The sequence below is a fragment of the Clostridium sp. C8 genome (genome assembly GCF_001010885.1).
Classification (GTDB): Bacteria; Bacillota; Clostridia; order Clostridiales; family Clostridiaceae; genus Clostridium; species Clostridium sartagoforme.
Genome location: NZ_LBMX01000037.1, coordinates 26,828 through 52,641, shown reverse-complemented (window position 1 = coordinate 52,641; position 25,814 = coordinate 26,828). Strand labels below are relative to the sequence as shown.

The following is a 25,814-nucleotide window of genomic DNA, read 5'->3' as shown; positions in this document are numbered from 1 at the left end:
GCCATTTTCTGAATCGCTTACCTTTTGTTCTACTAATTCTATAAGCTTTTCTTTATCTTCTTCGTTATTAACTACATCCATCTTATCCATATCTATTATTAAAACTTCTGATGCATTATAACAATTTTCTACCCATGCATCATAATCTTTCCATAGAAAATGATAATATTCTTTTAAGCTTTCATCAATTTCAAAATCTCTTCCTCTTAATGCTATTCTATTTAAAACAGTCTCGAAGGAGCCTTTTAAATATACCATTACATCTGGAGCTTTCTTAGGAAGTTCTTCTAGCTCTTCTAACATGTTATGTAAAAGATCCTCATATATCTTCATTTCTAAATCATTAATTCTATCAAGCTCCATATTCTTCTTAGCAAAGTACCAATCTTCATAAATTGATCTATCTAAAACATTATTATTATGTACTAATGCTTCCTTTATACTTTTAAATCTTGTATTTAAGAAGTAAAGTTGTAGTAAAAAAGGATATCTCTTTTTTTGTATTTCTTCTTCACTTTCACTATAAAACAAAGGTAATATTGGATTATCATCTACACTTTCATAAAATACATCTGATTTAAAGTGATCCCCTAAAATTTCAGCTACAGAACTTTTTCCAAGACCTATCATCCCACCAACAACTATCAACATGCTTCACCTATCCTTTACTTTTTTGTCTTTCTCTATATTACATAATTAAAAATTTACTTTCAAGTCTTGACTTTTATTTTTATACCATATATAGTATTTATTCTTAAGGCTAAACACCGTATATAGTAGTTTTATGATTCTTAAAATCTATATATTCATATTTATTTGAATTATCAATAAGTTTTAATTCAATATGTAAGTCCTATCAAAATCACGCTAATGGTTCATTGGTGGACTATATTCAAGGAAGAAAATTACAAAAAGCTATCCAAAGAGGAAACTTTTATAACTGGTCTAAAGAATAAAAAAAAGCTGCTCTTAAAAAGCAGCAAAAATAATAATCAAAAACATTAATAAATATATTTATCACAATATGATAAATATAGGCATATGAATTTTAATAAAACAAAAAGTAATGCACTAATTTATATTTTAATCCATCTATCAATATAAGATTTGTCCAAAAAAATATCTCTAGATAGATAATCTCTAAGTACTATTCTAAGATACTCTACATTATATCTTACATTTATATTATTAGCCAAAGTTTTGTAGCCAGTACCTCTTTGTAAATAGTCTGAAGTAGCAACTCTATAATATTTTTCTTCATCAAGTTCCTTACCATTTACAATTATTCTATTGATTTGATTGCCATCATGTTCAATTATAGCTCCTGAAATATGAAGTCTTCCTAAAAATCTTCCTCTAAACCCGGATCCTGCGCCGTCTTTGTAACAAATCTCTGGATCTAAAGATTGCTCTAAAGCCTCTCGTATATATTTACCTTGTATCTCCATATAAGTTGGGTTTAATGGTGATGGACATATTTCAATTAATTTCTTAAAAGATACCTCTCCTTTTCTTATACCACTATTCATAACCCCACTATTAATTAAACCAATCTCACAATTTAATACATCCCTAATAGCATCTGCTAATAAATTAGTTATAGGATTCTCCTCTACTACATCATGCCACATATCTCTATCTATATTATAAAGAGATACTCCAAGATTATCATTTGCAATTTTTCTATTTTTCTCAATAATCTTTAGAATATTTTCATCCATCTCTACATTCTTTATATTAATATTTACTCCATTGATATTAGTTATATTTCCATCATACTCAAATTCTAAAACTCCTAAATTCTCCCCATAACAACCTGACATATGAATAACAGTACTTTTAACTATCTCTGGCTCTGACATAAGGTCATGACTATGACCATCAATTATAATATCTATTCCTTCCATAGTATTAGCTATATCAGTATCTTCAATAAGTCCTAAATGTGAAAGCAAAATACATACATCATATTTTCCTTCATTATCACTTAACTCTTTTTGAATTTGCTCTTTATAATCAAGAGTATCCATACCCAAAAGATGAAAAAATGTTTTAAAATTAGGTGATGTTCCAATTATTAAAAATCTCACTCCAGATTTATTAATTATTATACTTCTTTTAACCCCTTTTATACTACTTCCATCTAAATGAACCAAGTTACAAGATAAGAATGGCAGTTCCTTATTATTTACCATAGAATTTAGAATCTCTAACCCTTCAAACCCCTCATTGTTCCCAATTGCAATAGCTTCATAACCTGCCTCTAAAAGCAAATCTGCTCCAGCTTTTCCTCCTGTACCTTGAAGCATTACATCTTTAAAATCATGATAATCTCCTGCATCCAAAATCAAAGTATTTTCATCTTTTAACTCTTTTATCTTAGTAGTAATCCTAGCAAAATTTTCAAACCTGCTGTGAACATCATTAGTATGTAATATTTTAAATCTCATAACCCTTTATCCCTTTCAATATATTAACTTTATTACTAACATTGATATAACTCCAACTACCACAGTTCCTAAAAGACTTTTAGTTAAAATTGATACTAAAAATGTTGGTAATGCTGATATTAACTTTTCATTAATTTTTGTACTAATTTCTTATTAAAAAAATTCTATATTAATTATAATTTTATAACAATTCTTTTCTTAACTCTTCTCCTGATTTTGGAGATAAATAACTAAATGGGATATCTAGCACTGTACGTGCTCCTGTTTGACCTTCTTTATGTAATCTATATACAGCTCTTGCATAAGATAATATCACACAAGAAGTAAACTCTGGATTACTATCAAGCTTTAAACTAAACTCCATTCTCTGCTTTGTACCATCTCCTGTAACCCCTGTACGAATAACAAATCCCCCATGAGGCATACCCTTGTGATTTTTATTTAGTTCTTCTTCAGTTATAAAATTTACTGTTGTTTTATAATCTGAAAAATAATTAGGCATATTTATAATTTCATGTTTAATATAATCTAAATCCGCATCATCTTCTGGTACAACATAGCAAATTCTCTCGTGTTTTTCTCTAGCTGAAAAATCTGTATTCTTTCCTGTACGAATCATTTCAATAGCGCTTTCAATCGGTACAGTATATTGAACTCCATCCTTAACACCTTCAACTCTTCTAATAGCATCTGAATGTCCTTGACTTACACCCTTGCCCCAAAAAGTATAATCTTTTCCATTTTTAAGTACTACCTGACCTAGAAGACGATTTAAAGAAAATAGACCTGGATCCCAACCAACTGATATAAGTGAAATAGTACCAGCATTTTTAGTTACATCATCTAATACATTAAAGTATTCCGGAATCTTTGCATGAGTATCAAAACTATCTATTGTATTAAACATTTTTGCTATCTCAGGTGTTTGTCTTGGTAAATCAGTAGCAGATCCCCCACAAAGAATCATAATATCTATTTTCCCTTTATAACTTTCAATCTCTGAAATATGTACTACCTTTGAAGTAGTTAATAATTTTTTTGGATTTCTTCTTGTAAAAATAGCCTCTAATTGAATATCTGGATTTTGTTCTAAAGCTAATTCTACACCTTTACCAATATTTCCATAACCTACAATACCTATTCTAATCTTATTGCTCATATACTTCCTCGGCTCTAAAGCCAAGTTCCCCCTTTTCATAGATTTTAAATTTATCTTTATAATAATATTACCATATCAATTAATTTTTTCCATATAATATTCTTTGTATTTAATAATTTATTGATATCTTTGAAATAAATTTCTTCTAATATCTTAACTTCTCCTCATATAATAAAATTGTCAAGCTAAGTGTACCACTTGGCTTGACAATTAATAATATTTACTTATTATCACTTAAATATTTGGCTTTCTTATTATAATATTTATTTATCTTGCTTTATTTTTTAAGTCGTTTTTTCTTCTATATATTTTATATTTCCTTCTATAGTATCTCCACTTAAAGGTTTTGAATTGACATGAGATATTACTTCTCCTCTTTTATTAAAAAATTCATCTTCTACAGTGATACCAATAGCTCTTCCTGCTTTCTCTATTGATTTCTTATCACTTTCTATAAAATACTCAATAGACTTCACTTTAGTTTTTTTATTACTTGGAGATATAATAATTTCATCACCTTCTGATATTTTACCTGATTCTATTCTTCCAACTATTATTCTTCTATCATCAAATTTATAAACATCTTGTATTGGCAATCTAAGGTCTTTTTCTTCTAATCCCTTTTCCTTATAAAATAAATCTAATGCTTCTAAAACAGTTTCTCCATTATACCAATTCATCTTATCAGATTTTTTAGATAGATTTTCCCCATAATATGCTGAAATAGGAATATATTTTTTAGGATACACCCCTAAATTTTCTAAGAATGCATTCATTTCTGATTTTATATTATTAAATTTCTTTTCATCATAATTAATTAAGTCCATTTTATTAACTATAACATAAACTTGCTGAATACCTAGTAATGATAGTATATATCCATGCCTTTTCGACTGTTCTTGTATTCCTTCATTACTATCAATTATTAAAAGTGCTGCTTCTGCACTTGCAGCTCCAGAAATCATATTTTTCAAGAACTCCTTATGTCCTGGCGCATCTATTATAACATAATATCTTTTCTCACTTTTAGTATCATACAATGCTATAAAATTTATAATCAATAACAACAGCATCTTTTTATTTACATAAGCTCTAATATTTCTTTTTTTATAGCTACAAATTTATCACTAGTAACTATATCTTCATTTCTTTCCTTAGGTAAATTAACTTCTATTTCACCTTTTATAATTGCTGGCTTTTCTGATATTACATATATCCTATTTGAAAGTAGAATTGCTTCTTCTATATCATGAGTTATGAATAATATAGTTGAATTCATCTTTTTAGTTAAATCTAAAAGCCATTTTTGCATCTTTCTTCTTGTCATGGAATCCAGTGCCCCAAAGGGTTCATCCAAAAGCATTATATCATTAGATGTTAAATATGTTTTTAAAAAGTTTGCTCTTTGCTTCATACCACCAGATAATTGCGATGGATATTTATATTCAAATCCACTAAGACCAAATTCATCTATATGTTTTTTTACTTTTTCTCTTGAATTTTTCTTACTATCGCCTTTAAATATAAGTGGAATACCTATATTATCTATAACCTTTTTCCAGGGTACCATCATATCCTTTTGATACATATAGCTTAGGTCTCCACTAACTTCTACTTCACCATTATCACTACTTATAAGGCTAGTTAAAATATTAAATATTGTACTTTTCCCACTACCTGATGGTCCTAGAATAGAAACAAGCTCTCCTTCTTTAACTTCTATATTGATATCTCTTAATATCTCCATTTCATCAAAAGACTTAGATACATTTTTTAATACAATCTTATTTTGATAAGAACTCATTTGTATAAGCCTCGCTTGCTTTCATTTCCTTATTAATTAATTTATTATTATATAAGAATTTTGTATAGTTATCCCATACGCTATCTTTCATTTCTCCCCATACTTTAGTATCTTCCATATATTTATCTACAAGATACTTTTGGCTTTCTATTGCAAGTTCTTCACTGATTTCAGGAACTTTACTTACTAATAGTTTTGCACTTTCTTCTGGATTTGCTATAGCTTCTTCATATCCCTTAGTAGTTGCTTCCATAAACTTCTTAGCTAAATCCTTCTTATTATTAATAGTATCTTCTGTTGCTGCAATAATTGGAGTGTAATAGTCTAAAGCTGGATCTAAATCTTTAACTGCTATATAGTTTATGTCAAATCCTCTTAACTTTGCTTCAATATTAGTCCATGCCTCAAATGTCCATTCGAAGTCTAAGTTATTCTTAGTTGCTATAAAGAAATCTTCTGTTCCTGCATCTACCATTTTTAACTTACTAAAATCTGCTCCACTTTTCTCCATAACAGCCTTTAATATAGCTTCTTCTGATGGGCTTCCCCATCCACCATAAACTTTATTTTCAAAGTCTTTAACGCTTTCTATTCCTTTTTCCTTTGGAGATGCAAAACCTGATGTATTATGTTGAATTATTGCTGCTATAGCTTTAACTGGAAGCGGACTGTCTGATGTTCTTGCATATGTTAAATCTTCTTGATAACTTACTGCAAAGTCTCCTTTTCCAGCTGCTAAAAGTTGAAGTGATGACCCTTCTGATGGTTGTATTATTTCAACATCTAGTCCAAGCTCTTTATAATAGCCTTTTTCCTGTGCAATATATAATCCAGTATGGTTAGTATTTGGTGTCCAATCTAAAATTACAGTTACCTTTTGCAAATCTTCTGAAGTTTTTGCTTCATCTTTTTTACTACATCCAGCAAATAGTGTAAGTGCTGTTACTGATGCTAATACTACTGATATAATTTTCTTTTTTAACATTACTATTTCACCTCTAAATTTATTGTTTTTTATTTTATTTTTTCATACTTAGTTTTTTATCATTCCATGGAGTAAATACCTTTTCCATAAAGGAAACTAAAAGAAATATCCCCATACTTATAGCTACTATAATCACTATTGATGCAAACATCTTATCTAGTGCATATGCGCTTCTTGCTCTTGTCATATATACACCAAGTCCCTTATCTCCCCCAAGCCATTCTCCAATTACAGCTCCCATAATGCTATATGTAGCTGCAATTCTCATACCTGAAAAGAAATTTATCATTCCATAAGGTAATTTTAAATGTAAGAACACATTAAGTTTAGATGCTCCCATTAATTTAAAATGATTTATTAAATCCTTATCTACACCTTCAAGCCCATCAACTATACTAATTACTATAGGGAAAAAACATACTATAACTACAACAATTATTTTAGGCAATGCACCAAAACCAAACCAAATTATAAATAATGGTGCAAGAGCAACTGTTGGTATAGTTTGAGAAATAACAAGAACTGGATATAAAGCTCTTTTTATTAATGGAACCATATCCATAATCACTGCCAATATAATAGATAATACTATTGCAATTAAAAACCCTACCATTCCTTCATATAAAGTTGCTGAAATATGTGGGATCATTGTTCTAAAGTCTTTAATTAATACTTTTATAACATCTGTGGGAGCGGGTAATATATACTTTTCTATCCCTCCAACACTTACTATAAACTCCCATATAATTAATAAAATTAAAATAAAAACTATAGGTGCTATTTTATTCCCTATACTTCTTAATTTTTTCATCCATCGTCACGCCTTCTTTTTTATAATCTATTTTAACCATAGATACTACTCTTGATGCACCTTCTTCTGTACAAATTTCTTGGGCTTTTTTTACTATTTCTAGTAATTCTTCAAGTTCGCCCTCCATTGTTGTTTCCATAGCACCTACTTCATATTTAACACCTTTAGATGCTATATATTCTATAACCTTGTCCACAACCGGATAAATTCTATCCTCATTTACTGTTGGTATAACCTGAAGACTTACATTGCAAAGTGACATAGTCCTCTCCTCCTTTAAATATATTTAAAAGTAAACAAATCAAATATTAGATTTTGTACATAGAGTAAAAAAATACAGTATTTCTGACTAGAAATACTGTATTATAGTTCAATTTGTATATTCATTAATTAATAACAAATAATCTCCCTACGTTGGCATTATCCAAATCAGGTTTATGGGTCAAAATAGTATCAATTTTATCTCAGGCAGTTCACTGCCCCCCCAGATTTATATTTACTTTTTATAATTCCATTTTATTCATCTTTACTATAAATGTCAAGTTAATCAATAATGTCTATCAAGTAGAGAATCCTATTAAATAATATTTTTAGATGCTTACTTCCTTTTATTTATATTCTAGTCTTCACTTTTATTTGCCCCATATAGCACAATTAAAAGCCCTAAGATTCCCACTATAATTTTTATTATTGACATTGATATTAATATAGAAAATAATATTACGGCTATACCAATAATCATAATTTTTAAAGATGAGGATTGATTTTGAATAACTTTATATACATACATACCTAATAAAATTAAAACTGCTATCATAAATAGCATTGGTATTCCCAAAAACATAAGACCTTTCATTTAACATTTCTCCCCTTATTCTAAACTCTTTTAATTAATGATTTTATAATAATTCTTCTCTATACTTCTTAATAGATCATCAAGCTCTATCTTCTTATAATCTGAAACCTTTTTAGCTACATCTATTATTGCACTTGGATAACCATATTCTCCATTTACCCATTCTAACGCTGTTGGTCCGTCAGTTTCTATAAGTAATTTACTTAGTGGTATCTTATCTAAAACTTCATTCGCTTTATCACAATAACCTATATCTACACTTACTGTAAAATAACAACCAAGTTTAATATATTTCTCTAAAGTACTTATTTCTCCACTATACCAATGTATAATAGCTTTATTATAATTATTACGCTTAAGCGCATTATAAATTTCTTCTTCGGCTCCTTTTGTGTGGATACTTACATACTTATTCCTTTTAATGCTTTCTTCCAATATAAAATTAAAAATTCTTCTTTGTGCCTCATAGGTGCTTGTATCCTCCACCCAAACATAATCTAAACCTATTTCACCTATAATTTCACTTTCTTCTATATATGGTATAAGCTCTTCTAAACTTCCTTTATATTCTGCTGCTTTCCAAGGATGAATACCAAAGCAGGGCTTAATAAATTTACTTTGTTTACTATACACCTTATTTTTTATATAGCTTTCTATATCCATACTATTTGCTAAAGTTAATATTTCATTTTCATTTATATCTTTAATTGCAATTTCTATATTTTCTTTAAAGAAATCTAAATGTGTGTGTGCATCTATATACATTTTGTTCTCCTTTAATTATAACTTTTCATCTGAAGATTTTAAGGTTACAGATATAATTTCTGGCCTATTAAATAATCTTATTGGCAGTACACTATTTCCAAGCCCCCTACTAACAAACATAGTAGATTTATCATTAGTGTAATTTCCACTAGTATATTTAGGAAAAAATCCTTGATCTGGTGCAAAAAGTCCTCCTATAGATGGAATTCTAAATTGTCCACCATGAGCATGCCCTGAAAAAATCATATTTATATTATATTCACAATATAAATCAAATATTTCTGGCCTATGTGAAAGTAAAATCTTAAATTCCTCCATATCTTCCCATTGACTTAAATATTTCTCCATATTACTTGTATTAGTATCTTCCAAATAACTTGATGTAAGAAAAGCTGGATCTGATAAACCAAGAAGTTGTATTTTACTTTTTCCTTTAAATAGTTCTAAAGTAGTATCATCTAATATATGAACTCCAGCCTCAATTAACTTTTTCGATATCTCATTATATTTACCTGACCAGGCCTCATGATTTCCAGAAACATAGTAAATTGGAGCCACTTTTAAAGATCCCTCAATAAAATGCATTGCTTCATCTAAATTATATCTACGTCTATCTATTAAATCACCAGTAACTACAATTATATCTGGTGATAGTTTTTCTATTTTTTCTAATAATTTTGACTGCTCTTTTCCAAACATTTTATTGTGCAAATCAGAAATTTGAACAATTTTAAAATCCTTGAATTCAGATGGAACTTCAGAGCTATAATAATTAAAATTAGAAATAACAATGCTATTATTTTGCCATATACAAAAAACAATTAATATAATAATAAATAAAATACTTGATATTAGCATTTTTAATCTCCTAAATAGCTTTTTCATTTAATAAACCTCATGTATATACAAATTTTATTAATAACAATCTTTAATACTAAACATTATTGTAATCACCTATTATTTTACAAATAAAGTATACCATTTACTTATAAATAAATCTATGTTAAAACCTACATGTCAGTATATTTACTATAGAAAATAGCTAATGCATTTTAGTTTTTTACTATATTTCTAAAACTTTTATAAATAACCATATTTTATATAATTAATCTAAGGAATAAATAGAAGGTGGGCTACAATACCCACCTTAATTACTATCAGTTTGAAATTTGTTTTATTTATTTCTTTTATCAATTTCTTCAACTATTTTAATAATCAAATCTGAAACTTCAAATCCACCTCTTGCACTAATCATGTTAATTGTAGCAATACCTGCCATTGTTTTAAACACAGGAGAATTTAGTTTTTCAAACTTTGGACTTAAAGATATTAAAAAGTCCTTTATATAAGGATATTGCTTTAAAAGAGCTCCTATATTTGTGTTTTCAGTAATATTATATTTATTTACTTTTATTACATTAGCCTCTTTTAATTGCACTTCTTTATCTTCTTTCTTATTTTCCCAAGATAATAATCTTTGGCTTCCATTAAGACTTCTAATATGAGTTGCATCTTGCATCATTTCAAGTATTCCCTTGAAATTACCATCTTCATCTCTTACTGCAGTATAAAGAATATAGACAAACTTTTCCCCCATATCAATCCAAAACTCTGCTTTATCTTGTTCACCATTTTTAAAAGCATCAATTATTTTCTCAACTGTATCTACACTTTCACGCGGATGACAGTTTTGTACCTTTCTACCTATAGCCCCTGCACTCCTTGGAAAAACTCTATGCTTTGTATCACTATAAAATTTAAATATTTCATTTTCATCAACATATGAAAGATCAACCGGAAGATGTTTGAAAATAAGATTTATTTGTTTAAGAGTAAGAAGTCCTTGGCTAACATTAAAAACTTCATCTTCTTGAGTACTTGTTGAAGTTATTCCGTGCTTTTGAAGTACACTTGCAAGATCTTTTAGAAGTTCTGTATTAATTCCAGTATCTTTTGAAGTAACGTTGTTCTTAAAATCTTTTCCCTTATATTCTGGTGGATTATCTATTAAACAATATCCAATTTCATCATCACTAATTCTCATTTTAATAAAATCTTCATCATTTAATAATTCCATTGAAGTAGGGAATAGTATTTCAGTTTCCTTTATCATCATATCTTCAACCATTTCTAACACCTCAGATTGAAGTGAAAGAAACTCTGAATCTTTATCTTCATTTAGAAGATTTTTTGATTTTCTTATTATATCTCTAATATTATTATCTAAAGTCCACATTACTTTTGAAGGTTTATCAAATCCCTTTCTTTCAAGAGCTGAAAATAACTGATTTTGTTTTCTGCTAAAATGAATACTTATTTGATTTAATTTATCATAAACTTCAAGCCATTGATTTTTTATAAACTTTTTATTTAATAATTCCTTCATAAAAGAAAGAACTTTTCTTATTTCTTCAGTCTCATCTATATAAGTTCTAATTGGATGCCCCTTTGGAAGATTAAGTTTTGTAGATGTAAGTACATTTTCAAATATTTCAAGAATTTCTTCCATTCTCTCTGCTAGTGTATCATCTGAAATCCCGTAACTTTGTAAATGTTGCTCAGCTAAAGCAAATTCTTCTGCTGTAACACTTTCAAAGGAAGAATTCATTCTATTCTTTGCTTCTTCAAGTGAAATTTTCCCATTTAAATAATCAAGTTTTATGTCAAGCATCTTCTTAATTCTTTCATTATCAAGACTTAAATGCTTATTCATTTCTATATCTGAAATTTTTTCAAAAGGGAAGAAGTAAGCGTGATACTCAGTATCACTTATCTTTTCCACATACTTATCAAAACCCTTGCTTTCCATCATTTTATAAAGAGGAAATGGTTCAAAATCTTTAATTACATGTATTCCTTGCTTTGGATCTATTGTTTCTAGAGTTTTTGTTACACAGTCTCTAAAGCTCTCATGGTCTCCTCTGCCATCTATAGTTATATAAGTAATATCCTTTTTCATAAATGATACCCCCTTCAATTAATTGAAATTCATTATCATTATCATATCATAAAGAAATAATTATTGGTGTAACATATGATACAGGTTTCTATTTAAGAGTAAAAAGTTAAATAAAAAAGATGACTTCTATCCATATAGAAATCATCTTTAATACTTTAATTATGTTTATCAATCTTATAGCTAGATATCTGTTATATCTAAAGATATATTTATGTTTTTATTCTTAGGCTCTAATTTTGTCATCTTTACTTTTGCAGCATTAAATAATCTTTTAGAAGCTTTTACGTTATCTGAGTCAGAATATTTATCTGAAAGATATACTACTTCTTTTATTCCTGCTTGTATAATTGCTTTTGCACATTCATTGCAAGGAAATAAAGCAACATAAATTTTAGAACCATAAAGATTAGCTCCTCTACTATTTAAAATAGCATTAAGTTCAGCATGCACTACATATGGATACTTTGTTTCAAGTATCTCACCCTCTCTGTTCCATGGGAATTCATCATCTGAGCATCCCCTTGGAAGTCCATTATATCCTTGGCTTAAAATTTTATTATCATTATCTATTATACAAGCTCCAACCTGAGTACTTGGATCTTTACTTCTCTTTCCAGCTAATATTGCAACTCCCATGAAGTACTCATCCCAAGATATGTAATCATTTCTTTTCATTTAAATACCCCCTTGTTATAAATCGCGAAGCAATTTATTCAGTTCACAATATACTAGAAGTTTTGCTTCGTAATTTAATTAAATTATTTTTAATTCATATTTAAATTATAACATTGATTTTATTATTTGAAAAATATCCATGAAGGTTAAACAATGGTTATTATTATGATAAGATAGAAATATATTTAAAGATTAAAGTAAAAGGAGATTACTAATGAAAACTAAAAAAGTTTCAATTCTAATACTAATTTCATTGTCATTAATTACATTATCAGCGTGTAATAAGGATAGTAAAACAAATCAAAATTCTTCAAATAAGGTAGAACAAAGACAACAATTAGATAATAGTCTGAATAAAGTTGATAATACAAATGATCCAAAAGTAAATGAAAATATTTCTGAAACTAATGCCCCATCTACTATAAGCAAAATAGTGGGAAGAAGAAATGAATTTATAGAAAAATTAGATAATATACAAAAAGAACTTGATGCATTGCCAGAAAAGAAGGATTCAGATGCTGGAATAACAAATGCTATGAGAAGTTATTATGGAATATCATATGATATGTATGATAAAGCATTAAATGAAATTTATGATTTATTAAGAAATGATTTGTCCCCAGAAACGATGTCAGATTTGCAAACTCAACAAATAAAATGGATACAAGAAAAAGAAGCTGCTGCTAATAAGGAATCTGAACAGTATAAGGGTGGAACATTTGAATTTGTGGCATATAACTCATCTTTATATGAATCAACAAAAGAGAGATGCTATGAATTAGTTAATAACTATATGACAGACTAAAGTTAAAGGAAAAATCTAAACAATCCTAATTGTAAAATTTTGCGAAGCAATTTATATAGTTCACAGCGCACGGTTCACAGTTCACAGTTTTTGGAATAAAGTAACAGGGAACAGGTTATGATATAAATTGCAAAGCAATTTATAAATGAAAGAATGAAAAAATTGAGGTTATTTTGCTACACAAAACTAACTACTGTCCCTAAGCTTACCTTGAAGTAGATGTTTCTTAATTTTTAATTATAGTTTACATCTAGTACTTGTTACCTGATACCTGTTCCCTGTTACCTATAAAATCAAAGCAACTGTAAACTGTGCCTTGTGAACTGTGAACTGAAAAATGCTTCGCATTTTAAAACTAAGAGAATTTTCTAAATCTTAGATACCTCTCCTCTAAAAGAGCATCTTTAGACTTATTTTTTAATATTTTAAACTCATTTATCAATTCTTCTTTTATGGAATTTGCTACAAATTCTATGTTCTTATGAGCTCCACCTCTAGGTTCTTTTATTATTTTTTCAATTATACATCTTTCTAAAAGCTCATATGAAGTAATTCCCATAATTTCTGCAACATCTTTTGATTTTGAAGGGTCTTTTAAAAGTATTGAAGCAAATCCTTCTGGAGAAAGTATTGAATAAACTGAATTTTCCAGCATCCATACTCTATCTCCACAAGCTAAGGCTAATGCCCCACCACTTCCACCTTCGCCTATTATTATTGAAATTATAGGCACTTTAATTTGTGCTATTTCTATTAGGTTTCTTGCAATGGCTTCTCCTTGGCCTCTTTCTTCAGCTCCAACCCCGCAATATGCACCTGATGTATTTATAAAACAAACTATAGGTCTATTAAACTTTTCAGCTTGCTTCATTAATCTAAGGGCTTTTCTATATCCTTCTGGATGAGGAGAGCCAAAATTTCTTTCCATATTTTCTTTTAGATCTTTTCCTTTTTGAATTCCTATTATAGTAATTGGATTTCCATTTAAAAGTCCAATTCCTCCTACTATAGCTTTATCATCTTTAAAGCATCTATCTCCATGTAATTCAAAAAAGTTAGTAAATATTTTATCTATATAATCCAGTGTAGTCGGTCTTTCTACCATTCTTGCTATTACTAATCTATCGTATGCTTTAATTTTTTTATTCACAACTACACCTCCTTATTTCTATGAAATTTTAGAAGAGTTGAAAGAGCTTTTTTTAAATCTTCTCTTTTTATAATATTATCTATAAATCCATTTTCTAATAAAAATTCTGCACTCTGAAAATTTTCAGGTAGTTTTTGTTTTATTGTTCCTTCTATAACTCTTCTTCCCGCAAAACCTACTAATGCATTAGGTTCTGCTAGTATAATATCTCCAAGCATTGCGAAACTTGCTGTAACGCCTCCCGTTGTTGGGTCTGTTAAAACCGTTATATAAAGAAGTCCTTCTTTACTATGTTTGGCAAGTGCACTACTTATTTTAGCCATCTGCATCAAGGAAAAAATCCCTTCTTGCATTCTAGCCCCTCCTGAAGCTGTAAAAATTATAATAGGTAATTTTCTTTTTGTAGCTTCTTCTATTGCTAATGTTAGCTTTTCTCCTACTACAGTTCCCATACTTCCCATTAGAAAATTTGAATCCATAACTGCAATAAATGCTTTATTTCCTCCAATTTCACATTCGCCTGTTACTACTGCTTCAGAAGTTCCACTTTTTTCTTCATTAGTTTTTAATTTTTCTTCATAGTCTGGAAAATCCATTGGATTTTTTGATTTCATATATTTATTAAACTCCCTAAAAGTATCTTTATCACAAATATATGATAATCTTTCATAGCTACCTAATCTAAAATAATTATTGCAATTTGAACATATATTAAGGTTTTCTTCCAAAGACTTCTTATATAAAATTTTTCCGCATTTGCTGCATTTTATCCAAGTTCCATCTGGAACTATTGGTATATCTTTTTCTTCTTCTTGAGTTAAATTTATAACTCCATACTGTCTCTTTTTAAAAATCCCCATAATTTTCACCAACTATAATTTATATTCTTTGCTTATAAAACTAGTGTCAAAGTTTCCTAAGCGAAATTTTTCGTTATTTAAAATATCTATTTGAAATTCTATATTGTTGTCAATTCCTTCTATTACAAATTCATCTAATGCTCTAAGCATTTTATTAATAGCTTCTTCTCTATTTTTACCATAGGCAATAAGCTTAGCTATCATAGAATCATATGTTGGAGGTATAGTATATCCTGAATAAACTGCAGTATCTACTCTTATTCCATTTCCTCCTGGTAAATTTAAAAATTCTATTTTTCCAGGTGAAGGTGCAAATCCCTTTTTAGGATTTTCTGCATTTATCCTACATTCAATAGCATGACCTCTTATTTCAACTTCATTTTGAGAAAAACTTAAACTTTCTCCATTAGCAATCTTTATTTGCTCCTTTACAATGTCAATTGAAGTTATCATTTCTGTGATTGGATGTTCAACTTGAATCCTTGTATTCATCTCCATAAAGTAGAAATTATTATATTTATCTACTAAAAATTCTATAGTTCCTGCATTTACATAACTTACTGCTTTTGCTGCATTTATTGCGGCTCTTCCCATTTTAGCCCTTAGATCTCCACTTAAAATAGATGATGGAGCTTCTTCTAATACTTTTTGATTTCTTCTTTGTATAGTACAGTCTCTTTCTCCTAGATGAATAATATTTCCATGCTCATCGCCTAAAATTTGAAATTCTATATGCCTAGGATTTTCTATAAACTTTTCAATATATATTGTATCGTCACCAAAATTTATTTTAGCTTCTGATTTAGCTGTAAAATATGCATTTTCAAGTTCATCTTCTTTATGAACTATTCTAATTCCTTTTCCGCCTCCACCTAAAGCTGCCTTTATCATTACTGGATATCCTATTTCTTTAGCCTCTATATATGCCTCTTCAATACTTTTTACTATTCCATTACTTCCTGGAATTACTGGAACATCTGCATTTTTCATAATTTCTCTTGCTTTTGATTTATGTCCCATAACACTTATTGTATTACTACTTGGTCCTATAAATTTTATATTACATTCTTCACATATAGCTGCAAACTCTGCATTTTCAGATAAAAATCCAAAACCTGGATGAATTGCATTACACTTTGTTATTACTGCTGCACTAATTATGTTACTTTCATTTAAATATGAGTCCTTTGATTTAGGCTTTCCTACACAAATAGCTTCATCTGCAAGCTGAGTATGCATAGCATCTTTATCAGCCTCTGAGTAAATAGCTACTGTTTGTATTCCAAGTTCCTTACAGGCTCTTATTATTCTTACTGCTATTTCTCCTCTGTTAGCTATTAAAACCTTTCTAATCATAAAAACACCTCTTTACTACCCTACCATAAAGGTTAATTCTGCTTCACATACCTTTTTATCATTTACATATGCAATGCCTTTACCGATACCAGCTGAGCCTCTTATCTTAGTCAATTCAACTTCTAACCTTAAAGTATCTCCAGGAACAACCTTTTTTCTGAATTTAGCATTGTTTATTCCACCAAAGTATGCAATCTTTCCTTTAAATTCATCCCTCTTTAAAAGTGCAACTGCTCCAGCTTGTGCCATTGCCTCAACTATTAATACTCCAGGCATAACTGGCTCTACTGGAAAATGTCCTTGAAAAAAGTACTCATTCATCGTTACATTTTTTATTGCTACTATTTTATTATCTTCTAGACTTTCAACTCTATCTAATAATAAAAAAGGATATCTATGTGGGATTATCTCCATGATTTCTTTTATATCCAATTATTTCACCTACTTTATTTTAAATAATTCCATTCCAAATTCAACAATTTCTTCATCAGATCTTAAAACTTCTAATATTTCACAATCTTCTTCTGCTGTTATTTCATTCATTATTTTCATTGCCTCTACTATGCAAAGAACTTCTCCTTTTTTAACCTTAGTTCCTACTTCAACATAAGGCTTTCCTCCTGGAGTCCCTGAAGAATAATATGTTCCTACTAAAGGTGACTTAATACTTTTAAAATTTTCAATTTTATTAGAATCCTCTTTAGCTTCTTCTTTTTCTTCTGGTATATTGCTTGCTATTACTTTATTATCTGATGAAATTATTTCTTTAGAATTTTCTTTTAAAGATTCCTTAAAAGCTTCTTTATTTTTGCTAAGCTTTAATTTAATTCCGTCACTTTCTAATTCAAAAATTCTAAGAGAAGATTCATCTATAGATTTTATTAACTCCTTTATTTGTTCATAAGTTAACATTTTATCTTTCCCTCCATTTTTTGAATATAACTGTTCCATTATGTCCACCAAATCCTAATGAATTAGAAAGAGCATATTCTACTTCCTCTTTTTTACCTTCATTAATAACTATATTTAAATCACATTCTTCATCTGGATTTAAATAATTTATGTTGGCTGGAATAAAGTCGTCTCCTAATGCTTTTATACATATTATTGCTTCAATAGCCCCAGCTGCTCCAAGTAAATGTCCTGTCATAGCTTTAGTTGAGCTTACATAAACTTCCTTTGAAAAATCTCCAAAAGCTTTTTTTATGGCTATTGTTTCGACTTTATCGTTTATTTCTGTAGATGTTCCATGTGCATTTATATATGAAATTTCGCTTGGAGATATATTTGCATCTTTTATTGCATCTCTCATTGCTCTATAAGCTCCATCTCCATCAGAACTTGGAGATGTAATATGATAAGCATCACAAGTTGTTCCATAACCAACTACTTCTCCATAAATTTTTGCTCCTCTTGCTAAAGCACTTTCTAAATCTTCTAATAATAATGCACCTGCACCTTCTCCCATTACAAAACCATTTCTGTCTTTATCAAAAGGTATTGATGCTCTATTTCTATCTTCACTTTTACTAAGTGCTGTTAAAGATTGAAATGCTGAAATTCCAAACTCATTTATAGATGCTTCTGATCCACCTACTATCGCACGATCTAAATAACCATCCTTTATGCTTCTATAAGCTTCCCCTATACAATGAGTTGAAGTTGCGCAAGCTGTAGTAACACTTAAACAAGTTCCTAAAATTCCAAATTCTATTGCTATACTTCCTGCTGCCATGTTAGATATAGACTGTGGTATAGTTAATGGTCCAACTCTACTAGGTCCTTTTACTTCTAAAGTCCTTATTTGCTTTTCCATTGTTGTAAGTCCACCTATTCCAGAACCAAATATTACACCAAATCTCTCTCTATCTACTTTTTCTAAATCTATATTACTATCTTTTATACACTCCTTAGCTGCAACTAGTGCTAGTTGAGTATATCTATCTAATCTTTTTGCATCTTTTTTACTTATATAATCTTCTGCTTTAAAATCTTTCACTTCTGCGGCTACTTTAACTTTGAATTCTGTTGTATCAAAAAAGGTTATATTATCTATACCATTTTTTCCTTCTTTAACAGAATTCCAAAAGCTTTCAATTGAATTACCTATCGGTGTTATAGCTCCTAATCCTGTGATTACTACTCTTCTTTTCATAAAAATTCACTCCTTTTAAAGCATAACCATTCCGCCATCTACATTTATTACTTGACCTGTAATATAGTCAGATAAATTAGATGATAAGAATAAAGCTAAATTTGCTACTTCCTTAGGGTCTCCTATTTTCTTCATAGGAATTGTTTTTAAAACTTCCTCTTTAACCTTTTCTGGAAGTACACTTGTCATATCTGTATTAATATATCCTGGTGCAATTACATTTACATTTATATTTCTAGCAGCAAGTTCTCTTGCTACAGATTTTGAAAAACCTATAACACCTGCTTTAGATGCAGCATAATTACATTGTCCTGCATTTCCTGTAACACCCACAACTGAGGATATATTTATTATCTTTCCATATCTTTGTTTAACCATTACTGCTGAGACTGCTTTAGTTGTATTGAAAGTTCCTTTTAAATTTATATCTATAACATCATTAAAATCTTTTTCACTCATTCTTATAATTAATCCATCTTTAGTTATTCCTGCATTGTTAACTAAGATATCTATTCTTTCAAAATTATTCTTAACTTCTTTTACAAAGTTACTTACTTCCTCTTCTTTACTTACATCACATTTAACTGCTAATACTTTAACTCCAAAGCTTTTTAATTCTTCTACTAGCTTTTCTATTTGTTCACTATAATTTCTATAATTAATTGCTATATTAGCTCCATTTTGTGCTAATGTTCTTGCTATTTCTCTTCCTATTCCTCTAGTTCCACCTGTTACTATTGCATTTTTATTTTTAATCATTTAAGCTTCTATCCCTTCTAATGTTTTTTGTAAAGATTTCATATCTTCAACATTATAAATTTTAACCTTAACGCCCTTTTCCCTGCTTATTTCTTTAATGAAGCTACTTAATACTCTTCCTGGTCCAAGCTCTATAAAGGTGTCAACTCCCATATTAAGCATCTTTTCTATACTTTCACTCCATCTAACAGAGGATTTTACTTGGCTAAAAAGTAATGATTTTATATCGTCTTTATCGTCTATAATCTCTGCTGTAACATTAGATATAGTTTTTACTTTAGGTTTATTAAATTTTATATTTTGAAGTTCTTCTCTAAGCTTTATTGATGCCTTTTCTAATAAGGAAGTATGAAAAGGTCCTGATACCTTAAGTTCTATAGCTCTTTTTGCTCCAGCTTCTAAGGCTAGTTCCATTGCTTTTTTTACAGCTTCTTTTTCTCCACCTACTACAATCTGATTATTTGTATTGTAATTTGCAATTTCTACTATGCCATTTTCCCTAGCTTTTTCTAAAGCAGCTTTTAGTTTTTCTAGTGGTAATCCTATTATTGCTGCCATTGAACCAACTCCCACTGGAACTGCTTCTTGCATGAATCTACCTCTCTTTTTTACTAAAGCTACTGCTTCCTCAAAATTCAAGACTTCTGATGTCACTAAAGCTGAATATTCTCCAAGACTCAGCCCTGCCACCACATCAGCTTTAATTCCTTTTTCTTCAATGGCTTTTTTAGCTGCAATTGAAGTTATTAAAATAGCTGGCTGTGTATTTTCTGTAATATCTAATTCTTCTCTATTTCCATTAAATATTAAATCTTTTATATCAAAACCTAGTATATCATTTGCTTTATCAAAAACCTCTCTACATACTGAGATGTTTTCATATAAATCTTTTCCCATTCCTATATATTGAGATCCTTGACCTGCAAAAATAAATGCTGTTTTCATACTTCCTCCATTTTAAAGGTTTCTAATTATATTTTCATATTCATTAAACATTTCTTCTATAATTTCTTTAGCACTTTGCTTTTTTGAAATCATACCTGCAATTTGCCCAGCCATAAGAGATCCTTGTTCTACATCTCCGTCTTTTACAGCTTTTTTAAGAGCACCTCTTCCAATATCCTCTAATACCTCCATAGAAGCATTTTTACTTTCAAGATTCAAATATTCTCTTGCAAGTTTATTTTTTAAGACTTGAACAGGGTGTCCTGTACTTCTACCTGTTACAACTGTATCGATATCTTTGGATTTTATTACTGCATCTTTATAGTTTTCATGTATTGTACATTCAGTAGCAACTAAAAATCTTGTTCCTATTTGAATGCCACTTGCACCTAGCATAAATGCAGCTGCAACGCCTCTACCATCACCTATTCCTCCTGCTGCTATAACAGGAATATTTACAGCATCCACAACTTGTGGTATCAAAACCATTGTTGTTAACTTTCCTATATGGCCTCCAGCTTCACAGCCTTCTGCAACTACTGCATCTGCTCCAGCTCTTTCCATTCTTTTAGCTAATGCTACTGATGCTACAACTGGTATTACCTTTATTCCTGCCTTTTTCCACTTTTCAATGTACTTACCAGGATTTCCAGCTCCAGTAGTAACAACTTTAACACCTTCTTCGATAACAACATCTGATAACTCATCTGCATTTTCTGAAAGCAACATTATATTAACGCCGAAAGGTTTATCAGTTAGTTCTTTTGCTTTTCTAATTTCTTCCCTTACAACACTTACTGGAGCATTTGCTCCAGCAATTATTCCAAGACCACCTGCGTTTGAAACCGCAGCTGCTAAAGAACTATCTGCAACCCAAGCCATTCCCCCTTGAAAAATAGGGTATTTAATATTTAGCAATTTGCAAATATTGTTGTTCATGAGTTTTCCTCCACTCTATTTTTCTATAGCACTTTCTATATACTTTACTGCATCTCCTACAGTTTTTATAGTTTCAACATTTTCTACTTTTACATCAAATGCATCTTCAAGATCCATTACTACTTGGAATAAATCTAATGAATCTGCTCCTAAATCCTCTATAAAGCTAGTTTCTAACTTTACATCCTCTTCATTAACTCCTAATTGTTCTACTACTATTTCCTTAATTTTTTCAAATACCATTTTAAAATCCTCCTAAAATTTAATTAATGCTCCAGCCCAGGTTAATCCTCCACCAAAAGCTGCTATTATTATTTTATCTCCTCTTTTTATAAGGCCTTTTTCAAAAAGTTCGCTTAATGCTATTGGAATACTTGCTGCTGAAGTATTTCCATATTTATCAACATTAATATAAAACTTATCCTTATCTATATCTAATCTTCTTGCTGCTTCATTAATTATTCTTAAATTAGCTTGATGTGGAACTATATATTTTATATTTTCTATTCTTTCATCTGCTTTTTTTAACAATTCATTAACTACATCAGGCAAAACTGATACTGCAAATTTAAAAACTTCAGCACCTTTCATTTCTATATATCTTTTTTCACTAATTTTTTCTTTAGCAAAAGGTGTATTTAGCTCTAATTGCCCTGCAACTAAGCTCTTTTCACCAAGACCTCCATCTGATGAGAAACAAGTACTAACTATTCCTTCTTCTTCATTTGAAAGCTCAATTACTGCAGCTCCTGCTCCATCTCCAAATAATATACAAGTGCCTCTGTCAGTCCAATCAACTATTCTTGATAATACTTCTGCTCCAATTACTAATGCCCTTTTCTTATCTGTACCTTTAATCAAGCTAGATGCTACAATTAAAGAATATACAAATCCTGAACATGCAGCTGAAATGTCAAAAGCAACTGCTTTATTACATCCTAATAATCCTTGAATGCTACAGGCTGTAGATGGCATTATTTTATCAGGTGAAGTTGTAGCCACAATTATTAAATCAATATCATCACTACCACAATTACTATTTTTCAACGCTGCTACTGCTGCCTTGTAAGCTAATTCTACAGTTCCTTCTCCACTGGATATTCTTCTTTCTTTTATTCCAGTTCTCTTAGTTATCCATTCATCTGTAGTATCTACTATATTTTCTAAATCTTTATTACTTATAATATTCTCTGGACAATAATGACCAAATCCAACTACTTTTACTCCTTTCATTCAACGCCTCTTTCTCAAATTATTTTTGATATGAGTAAAATATCTCATTTATCAAATATTTTTATATTCAAAGTTTTAATATATATTAAGCTACTATTTCGTGATTTAAGCTAGATGTTACTCTCACGCCTACTAAAGATGTTATTAATACTTTAACTATATCTCCTGGGATTGTTAATAAAAATCCATAATAAATAGCAAAGCTTATTGATATATTTGCTCCTAAGTAATATTTATTTATAAAATAGAAATATGGTACTCCTATTAAATAAATTACTATTACTCCTATAATATTAGCTAAAAACACATTTTTAAAACTATTTTTCTTTTTAGAAATTACTTTTCCAATTATATATGATGATAAAATAAGTCCAATTAAATAACCAAATGTAGGTTGAAATATATATTGAGGTCCTCCTCCTCTAGTAAATACAGGGATTCCTATAAGCCCTATGAGTACATATAGCAATTGTGACAAAGCTCCTTTTTTTGCACCCAATATAATAGCACTAATACTACAAAAGAAAAATTGCATTGTAAATGGTACATATGGAACTGGGATTCTAATAAATGCTCCTATCGCTGTCAAAGCTGCAAAAGTTGATATTAGAATTTTATCTTTCACTGTAAGATTCAATTAGTCACCTCCTCTCAAATATTTTGACTATCAAAGTAATATCATCATGATAATACCATTTTTTTAATTTGTCAATATTCGTAATTTATTTTTAATTATTGTATTTTTTAAAAATCTGAACTATACTATTAATAATATTTTGATTATCAAAGTATTATTTTTTATTTAAAGGAGTAAAATTATGAATATTAAACCATTAAAAATTGGTAATTTAATAGCTAAAGTTCCTATAATTCAAGGCGGAATGGGTGTCGGTGTTTCCCTTTCTAATCTTGCAGGTAATGTTGCGAAAAACGGTGCAATTGGAGTTATTTCTGCTGCTCATGCAGGTTATATGGAAGAAGATTTTGAAAGTAATACATTAAAAGCTAATCTTAGAGGATTAGCTAAACATATAAAGAGAGCTAAAGAAATAAGCTCTAATGGAATAATTGGAGTTAATGTAATGGTTGCAATGAACAATTATGTTGAACACGTAAAGGCTGCAATTGAAGCTGGTGCTGATTTAATTATATCTGGTGCTGGACTTCCATTAAATTTACCTGAAATTATAGAAGGAAGTTCTATTAAGATAGCCCCTATAGTTTCATCATCAAAAGCCGCAAAAGTAATACTAAACTATTGGAAAAAACATTTCAATAAAACGGCTAATGCTGTAATTGTTGAAGGTCCACTAGCTGGAGGCCACCTTGGATTTAAAGCTAATAACTTAAATGATGAAATTAAAAATTTCGATAATAATGTTATAAGTATAATTAAAGAAGTTAAAAACTTTGAAAATGAATTTAATACTACTATACCTGTTGTTGTAGCTGGAGGTGTATTTACTCATGATGACATGATTAAATATCTGAATCTTGGAGCTTCTGGAGTACAAGTGGCTACAAGGTTTGTAGCTACTCATGAATGTGATGCTCATATTAATTTTAAAAATGCTTATGTAAATTGTACAAAAGAAGATATTGAATTGACTATAAGTCCTGTAGGAATGCCAGGAAGAGCTATAAGAAATAAATTGACAGAAACATTAAAGAAAGAAAGAATAAAAATAACTAAATGTTATAATTGTTTAATTCCTTGTAATCCAGCCAATACACCATATTGTATAAGCTCAGCTTTAATTAACTCTGTTAAAGGTGATGTTGAAAATGGATTAGTTTTTTGTGGGGGAAATGCTCATAGAATAAATAAAATAGTTTCAGTTAAAGAACTTATAGATGAATTAATGGGAAAAATATGATTATTAATGAATAATTGATTTATTTTGCGAAGCAATTTATATAGTTCACAGTGCACAATTCACAGTTCACAGTTTTTGAAATAAAATAACAGATAACAGGCAACAGGTTATGATATGCAAAGTAATTTATAAATGAAAGAATGAAAAAATTGAGGTTGTTTTGCTACACAAAACTAACTACTGTTTCTAAGATTACCTTGAAGTAGATGTTTCTTAATTTTTAATTATAGTTTACATTTAGTACTTGTTACCTGATAACTGTTCCCTGTTACCTATAAAATCAAAGCAACTGTGCGCTGTACCTTGTGAACTGTGAACTGAAAAATGCTTCGCATTTTTTTATAATTATTCTCCTAATTTTAAAATTATCTTTATAAAGAATATCTACTTGTATATAAGCTTCTATTATTTTACAATTATATTGTACTATATTTTAGGAGCTGATTTTTATGGCATACGTGGAGAAAAAGCCTATTACCCGTAATAAATTAAGATTATTTTTAGGACAAACATATTATAAAATTAAGAAGTATTTTTACTGGTGGTTTTCTAAAAATTCATATTGTAAAAACATTAGCCAAAATCAATTAGATAATATAATTTTTACTCATAGCACACCACTTTTTAGAAAATTAAAGAATGTTGATATGTACTTACAACGTAATAAAGTTGAGAATTTAAAAATTGCTTTGAAAAAACTTGATGGTATTATTATTATGCCCGGGGAATATTTCTCTTATTGGAAACTTATTGGAAAGCCTAATTATAGAAAAGGCTATAAGGATGGGGTAGTTCTTTGTCCTAATGGTGACTTTAAACCTGGAGTTGGTGGTGGTCTATGTCAATTGTCAAATTTGATTTATTGGATGACATTACATACTCCTCTTACTGTAACTGAAAGGTACAGGCATAGTCATGATGTTTTTCCTGATACCAACAGAACCCAACCATTTGGTTCTGGAGCAACTTGCTTTTATAATTATTTAGATTTAGAAATTAAAAATACTACAAATAAACCTTATCAACTTAAATTGCATCTTACAAATGAAAACCTTATAGGTGAATGGCGTTCAACTGAAATGTGTAATTATAGTTATGAAATTTATGAAAAGGAACACTCAATAACTCCTGGATTTTTCGGTCATTATATTAGAAATAATGTAATATATAGAAAAACTTATAATATTGTTGGTGATGAAATTAATGATGAGTATATCTCAGAAAATCACGCATTTATGATGTATCAGCCGTATCTGAGTAATTGATAATGG

28 protein-coding genes and 1 riboswitch are annotated in these 25,814 nt (G+C 29.3%); of the genes, 3 read left to right on the top strand and 25 right to left on the bottom strand.

Going from position 1 to position 25,814, the window contains the following annotated elements; genetic code table 11:
- The 13 genes from AAT22_RS05125 to AAT22_RS05065 form a co-directional block, all read right to left on the bottom strand.
- Positions 1-651, bottom strand: a 651-nt coding sequence (locus AAT22_RS05125; RefSeq protein WP_047000468.1) for a deoxynucleoside kinase, incomplete at its 3' end; no start/stop codon positions are given.
- 425 nt (positions 652-1,076) lie between these two features.
- Positions 1,077-2,450 carry a bifunctional UDP-sugar hydrolase/5'-nucleotidase gene (locus AAT22_RS05120; protein WP_016207052.1) on the bottom strand — a complete coding sequence of 458 codons (1,374 nt, stop codon included), beginning with the start codon at positions 2,448-2,450 and terminating at the stop codon, positions 1,077-1,079.
- A gap of 181 nt (positions 2,451-2,631) precedes the next feature.
- Positions 2,632-3,609 carry a diaminopimelate dehydrogenase gene (locus tag AAT22_RS05115; protein ID WP_047000467.1) on the bottom strand — a complete coding sequence of 326 codons (978 nt, stop codon included), beginning with the start codon at positions 3,607-3,609 and terminating at the stop codon, positions 2,632-2,634.
- A gap of 284 nt (positions 3,610-3,893) precedes the next feature.
- Complete coding sequence (locus AAT22_RS05110; protein WP_016207055.1) at positions 3,894-4,670, bottom strand: GTP-binding protein; 777 nt, start codon at positions 4,668-4,670, stop codon at positions 3,894-3,896.
- 20 nt (positions 4,671-4,690) lie between these two features.
- A complete protein-coding gene (locus AAT22_RS05105; protein ID WP_016207056.1) occupies positions 4,691-5,413 on the bottom strand; it encodes an ABC transporter ATP-binding protein in 723 nt (240 codons plus the stop codon).
- A complete protein-coding gene (locus AAT22_RS05100; protein WP_047000462.1) occupies positions 5,394-6,398 on the bottom strand; it encodes an ABC transporter substrate-binding protein in 1,005 nt (334 codons plus the stop codon). The genes AAT22_RS05105 and AAT22_RS05100 overlap by 20 nt, the downstream gene beginning before the upstream one ends.
- Before the next feature lie 34 nt (positions 6,399-6,432).
- Positions 6,433-7,209 carry an ABC transporter permease gene (locus tag AAT22_RS05095; RefSeq protein ID WP_016207058.1) on the bottom strand — a complete coding sequence of 259 codons (777 nt, stop codon included), beginning with the start codon at positions 7,207-7,209 and terminating at the stop codon, positions 6,433-6,435.
- Complete coding sequence (locus tag AAT22_RS05090; protein WP_016207059.1) at positions 7,181-7,471, bottom strand: MTH1187 family thiamine-binding protein; 291 nt, start codon at positions 7,469-7,471, stop codon at positions 7,181-7,183. The genes AAT22_RS05095 and AAT22_RS05090 overlap by 29 nt, the downstream gene beginning before the upstream one ends.
- A 127-nt stretch (positions 7,472-7,598) precedes the next feature.
- A riboswitch (TPP riboswitch) is annotated at positions 7,599-7,706 on the bottom strand.
- A gap of 122 nt (positions 7,707-7,828) precedes the next feature.
- On the bottom strand, positions 7,829-8,065 hold the full coding sequence (locus AAT22_RS05085) for a hypothetical protein (RefSeq protein WP_016207060.1): 237 nt from the start codon (positions 8,063-8,065) through the stop codon (positions 7,829-7,831).
- A 30-nt stretch (positions 8,066-8,095) separates the two neighbouring features.
- Complete coding sequence (locus AAT22_RS05080) at positions 8,096-8,830, bottom strand: TatD family hydrolase (protein WP_047000461.1); 735 nt, start codon at positions 8,828-8,830, stop codon at positions 8,096-8,098.
- Positions 8,831-8,845: 15 nt separating this feature from the next.
- Complete coding sequence (locus tag AAT22_RS05075; protein ID WP_242849790.1) at positions 8,846-9,688, bottom strand: metallophosphoesterase; 843 nt, start codon at positions 9,686-9,688, stop codon at positions 8,846-8,848.
- Between the two features lie 316 nt (positions 9,689-10,004).
- A complete protein-coding gene (locus tag AAT22_RS05070; RefSeq protein ID WP_084820721.1) occupies positions 10,005-11,789 on the bottom strand; it encodes a DUF438 domain-containing protein in 1,785 nt (594 codons plus the stop codon).
- Positions 11,790-11,969: 180 nt separating this feature from the next.
- Positions 11,970-12,464, bottom strand: a complete 495-nt coding sequence (locus AAT22_RS05065) for a dCMP deaminase family protein (protein ID WP_047000459.1) — start codon at positions 12,462-12,464, stop codon at positions 11,970-11,972.
- A gap of 214 nt (positions 12,465-12,678) precedes the next feature.
- Between AAT22_RS05065 and AAT22_RS05060 the strand changes: the two genes are divergently transcribed.
- Positions 12,679-13,269: a lysozyme inhibitor LprI family protein gene (locus AAT22_RS05060; RefSeq protein WP_047000458.1), complete on the top strand. Its 591-nt coding sequence runs from the start codon at positions 12,679-12,681 to the stop codon at positions 13,267-13,269.
- A 355-nt stretch (positions 13,270-13,624) separates the two neighbouring features.
- On the opposite strand, the gene AAT22_RS05055 is transcribed toward AAT22_RS05060, so the two are convergent.
- From AAT22_RS05055 to AAT22_RS05000, 12 genes are all read right to left on the bottom strand, one after another.
- Positions 13,625-14,419, bottom strand: a complete 795-nt coding sequence (locus AAT22_RS05055) for an acetyl-CoA carboxylase carboxyltransferase subunit alpha (protein WP_084820720.1) — start codon at positions 14,417-14,419, stop codon at positions 13,625-13,627.
- A 2-nt stretch (positions 14,420-14,421) separates the two neighbouring features.
- The gene (gene accD / locus AAT22_RS05050) at positions 14,422-15,279 is read right to left on the bottom strand and encodes an acetyl-CoA carboxylase, carboxyltransferase subunit beta (protein WP_016207073.1); all 858 of its coding nucleotides are present in this window, start codon (positions 15,277-15,279) and stop codon (positions 14,422-14,424) included.
- 12 nt (positions 15,280-15,291) lie between these two features.
- On the bottom strand, positions 15,292-16,635 hold the full coding sequence (locus tag AAT22_RS05045; RefSeq protein WP_016207074.1) for an acetyl-CoA carboxylase biotin carboxylase subunit: 1,344 nt from the start codon (positions 16,633-16,635) through the stop codon (positions 15,292-15,294).
- A gap of 15 nt (positions 16,636-16,650) precedes the next feature.
- A complete protein-coding gene (gene fabZ, locus AAT22_RS05040) occupies positions 16,651-17,067 on the bottom strand; it encodes a 3-hydroxyacyl-ACP dehydratase FabZ (protein WP_016207075.1) in 417 nt (138 codons plus the stop codon).
- Positions 17,068-17,076: 9 nt separating this feature from the next.
- On the bottom strand, positions 17,077-17,586 hold the full coding sequence (accB, locus tag AAT22_RS05035; RefSeq protein WP_016207076.1) for an acetyl-CoA carboxylase biotin carboxyl carrier protein: 510 nt from the start codon (positions 17,584-17,586) through the stop codon (positions 17,077-17,079).
- A complete protein-coding gene (gene fabF, locus AAT22_RS05030; RefSeq protein ID WP_016207077.1) occupies positions 17,549-18,790 on the bottom strand; it encodes a beta-ketoacyl-ACP synthase II in 1,242 nt (413 codons plus the stop codon). Before fabF ends, accB begins: the two co-directional genes overlap by 38 nt.
- A gap of 15 nt (positions 18,791-18,805) precedes the next feature.
- On the bottom strand, positions 18,806-19,549 hold the full coding sequence (fabG, locus tag AAT22_RS05025) for a 3-oxoacyl-[acyl-carrier-protein] reductase (RefSeq protein WP_047000457.1): 744 nt from the start codon (positions 19,547-19,549) through the stop codon (positions 18,806-18,808).
- Positions 19,550-20,494: an ACP S-malonyltransferase gene (fabD, locus tag AAT22_RS05020; RefSeq protein ID WP_016207079.1), complete on the bottom strand. Its 945-nt coding sequence runs from the start codon at positions 20,492-20,494 to the stop codon at positions 19,550-19,552.
- 12 nt (positions 20,495-20,506) lie between these two features.
- Entirely contained in the window at positions 20,507-21,433 is a 927-nt protein-coding gene (gene fabK / locus AAT22_RS05015) for an enoyl-[acyl-carrier-protein] reductase FabK (protein ID WP_016207080.1), read from the bottom strand.
- Positions 21,434-21,448: 15 nt separating this feature from the next.
- Positions 21,449-21,676 carry an acyl carrier protein gene (gene acpP / locus AAT22_RS05010; protein ID WP_016207081.1) on the bottom strand — a complete coding sequence of 76 codons (228 nt, stop codon included), beginning with the start codon at positions 21,674-21,676 and terminating at the stop codon, positions 21,449-21,451.
- A 12-nt stretch (positions 21,677-21,688) separates the two neighbouring features.
- Positions 21,689-22,666, bottom strand: coding sequence for a beta-ketoacyl-ACP synthase III (locus AAT22_RS05005; protein WP_047000456.1), 978 nt, complete (start codon positions 22,664-22,666; stop codon positions 21,689-21,691).
- Positions 22,667-22,751: 85 nt separating this feature from the next.
- Positions 22,752-23,303, bottom strand: coding sequence for a biotin transporter BioY (locus AAT22_RS05000; protein ID WP_047000455.1), 552 nt, complete (start codon positions 23,301-23,303; stop codon positions 22,752-22,754).
- A gap of 181 nt (positions 23,304-23,484) precedes the next feature.
- On the opposite strand from AAT22_RS05000, the gene AAT22_RS04995 reads away from it, so the two are divergent.
- Together AAT22_RS04995 and AAT22_RS04990 are read left to right on the top strand one after the other, a co-directional pair.
- On the top strand, positions 23,485-24,543 hold the full coding sequence (locus tag AAT22_RS04995; protein ID WP_016207084.1) for a nitronate monooxygenase family protein: 1,059 nt from the start codon (positions 23,485-23,487) through the stop codon (positions 24,541-24,543).
- Between the two features lie 449 nt (positions 24,544-24,992).
- On the top strand, positions 24,993-25,808 hold the full coding sequence (locus AAT22_RS04990) for a VanW family protein (RefSeq protein ID WP_047000454.1): 816 nt from the start codon (positions 24,993-24,995) through the stop codon (positions 25,806-25,808).
- Positions 25,809-25,814: the final 6 nt, after the last annotated feature.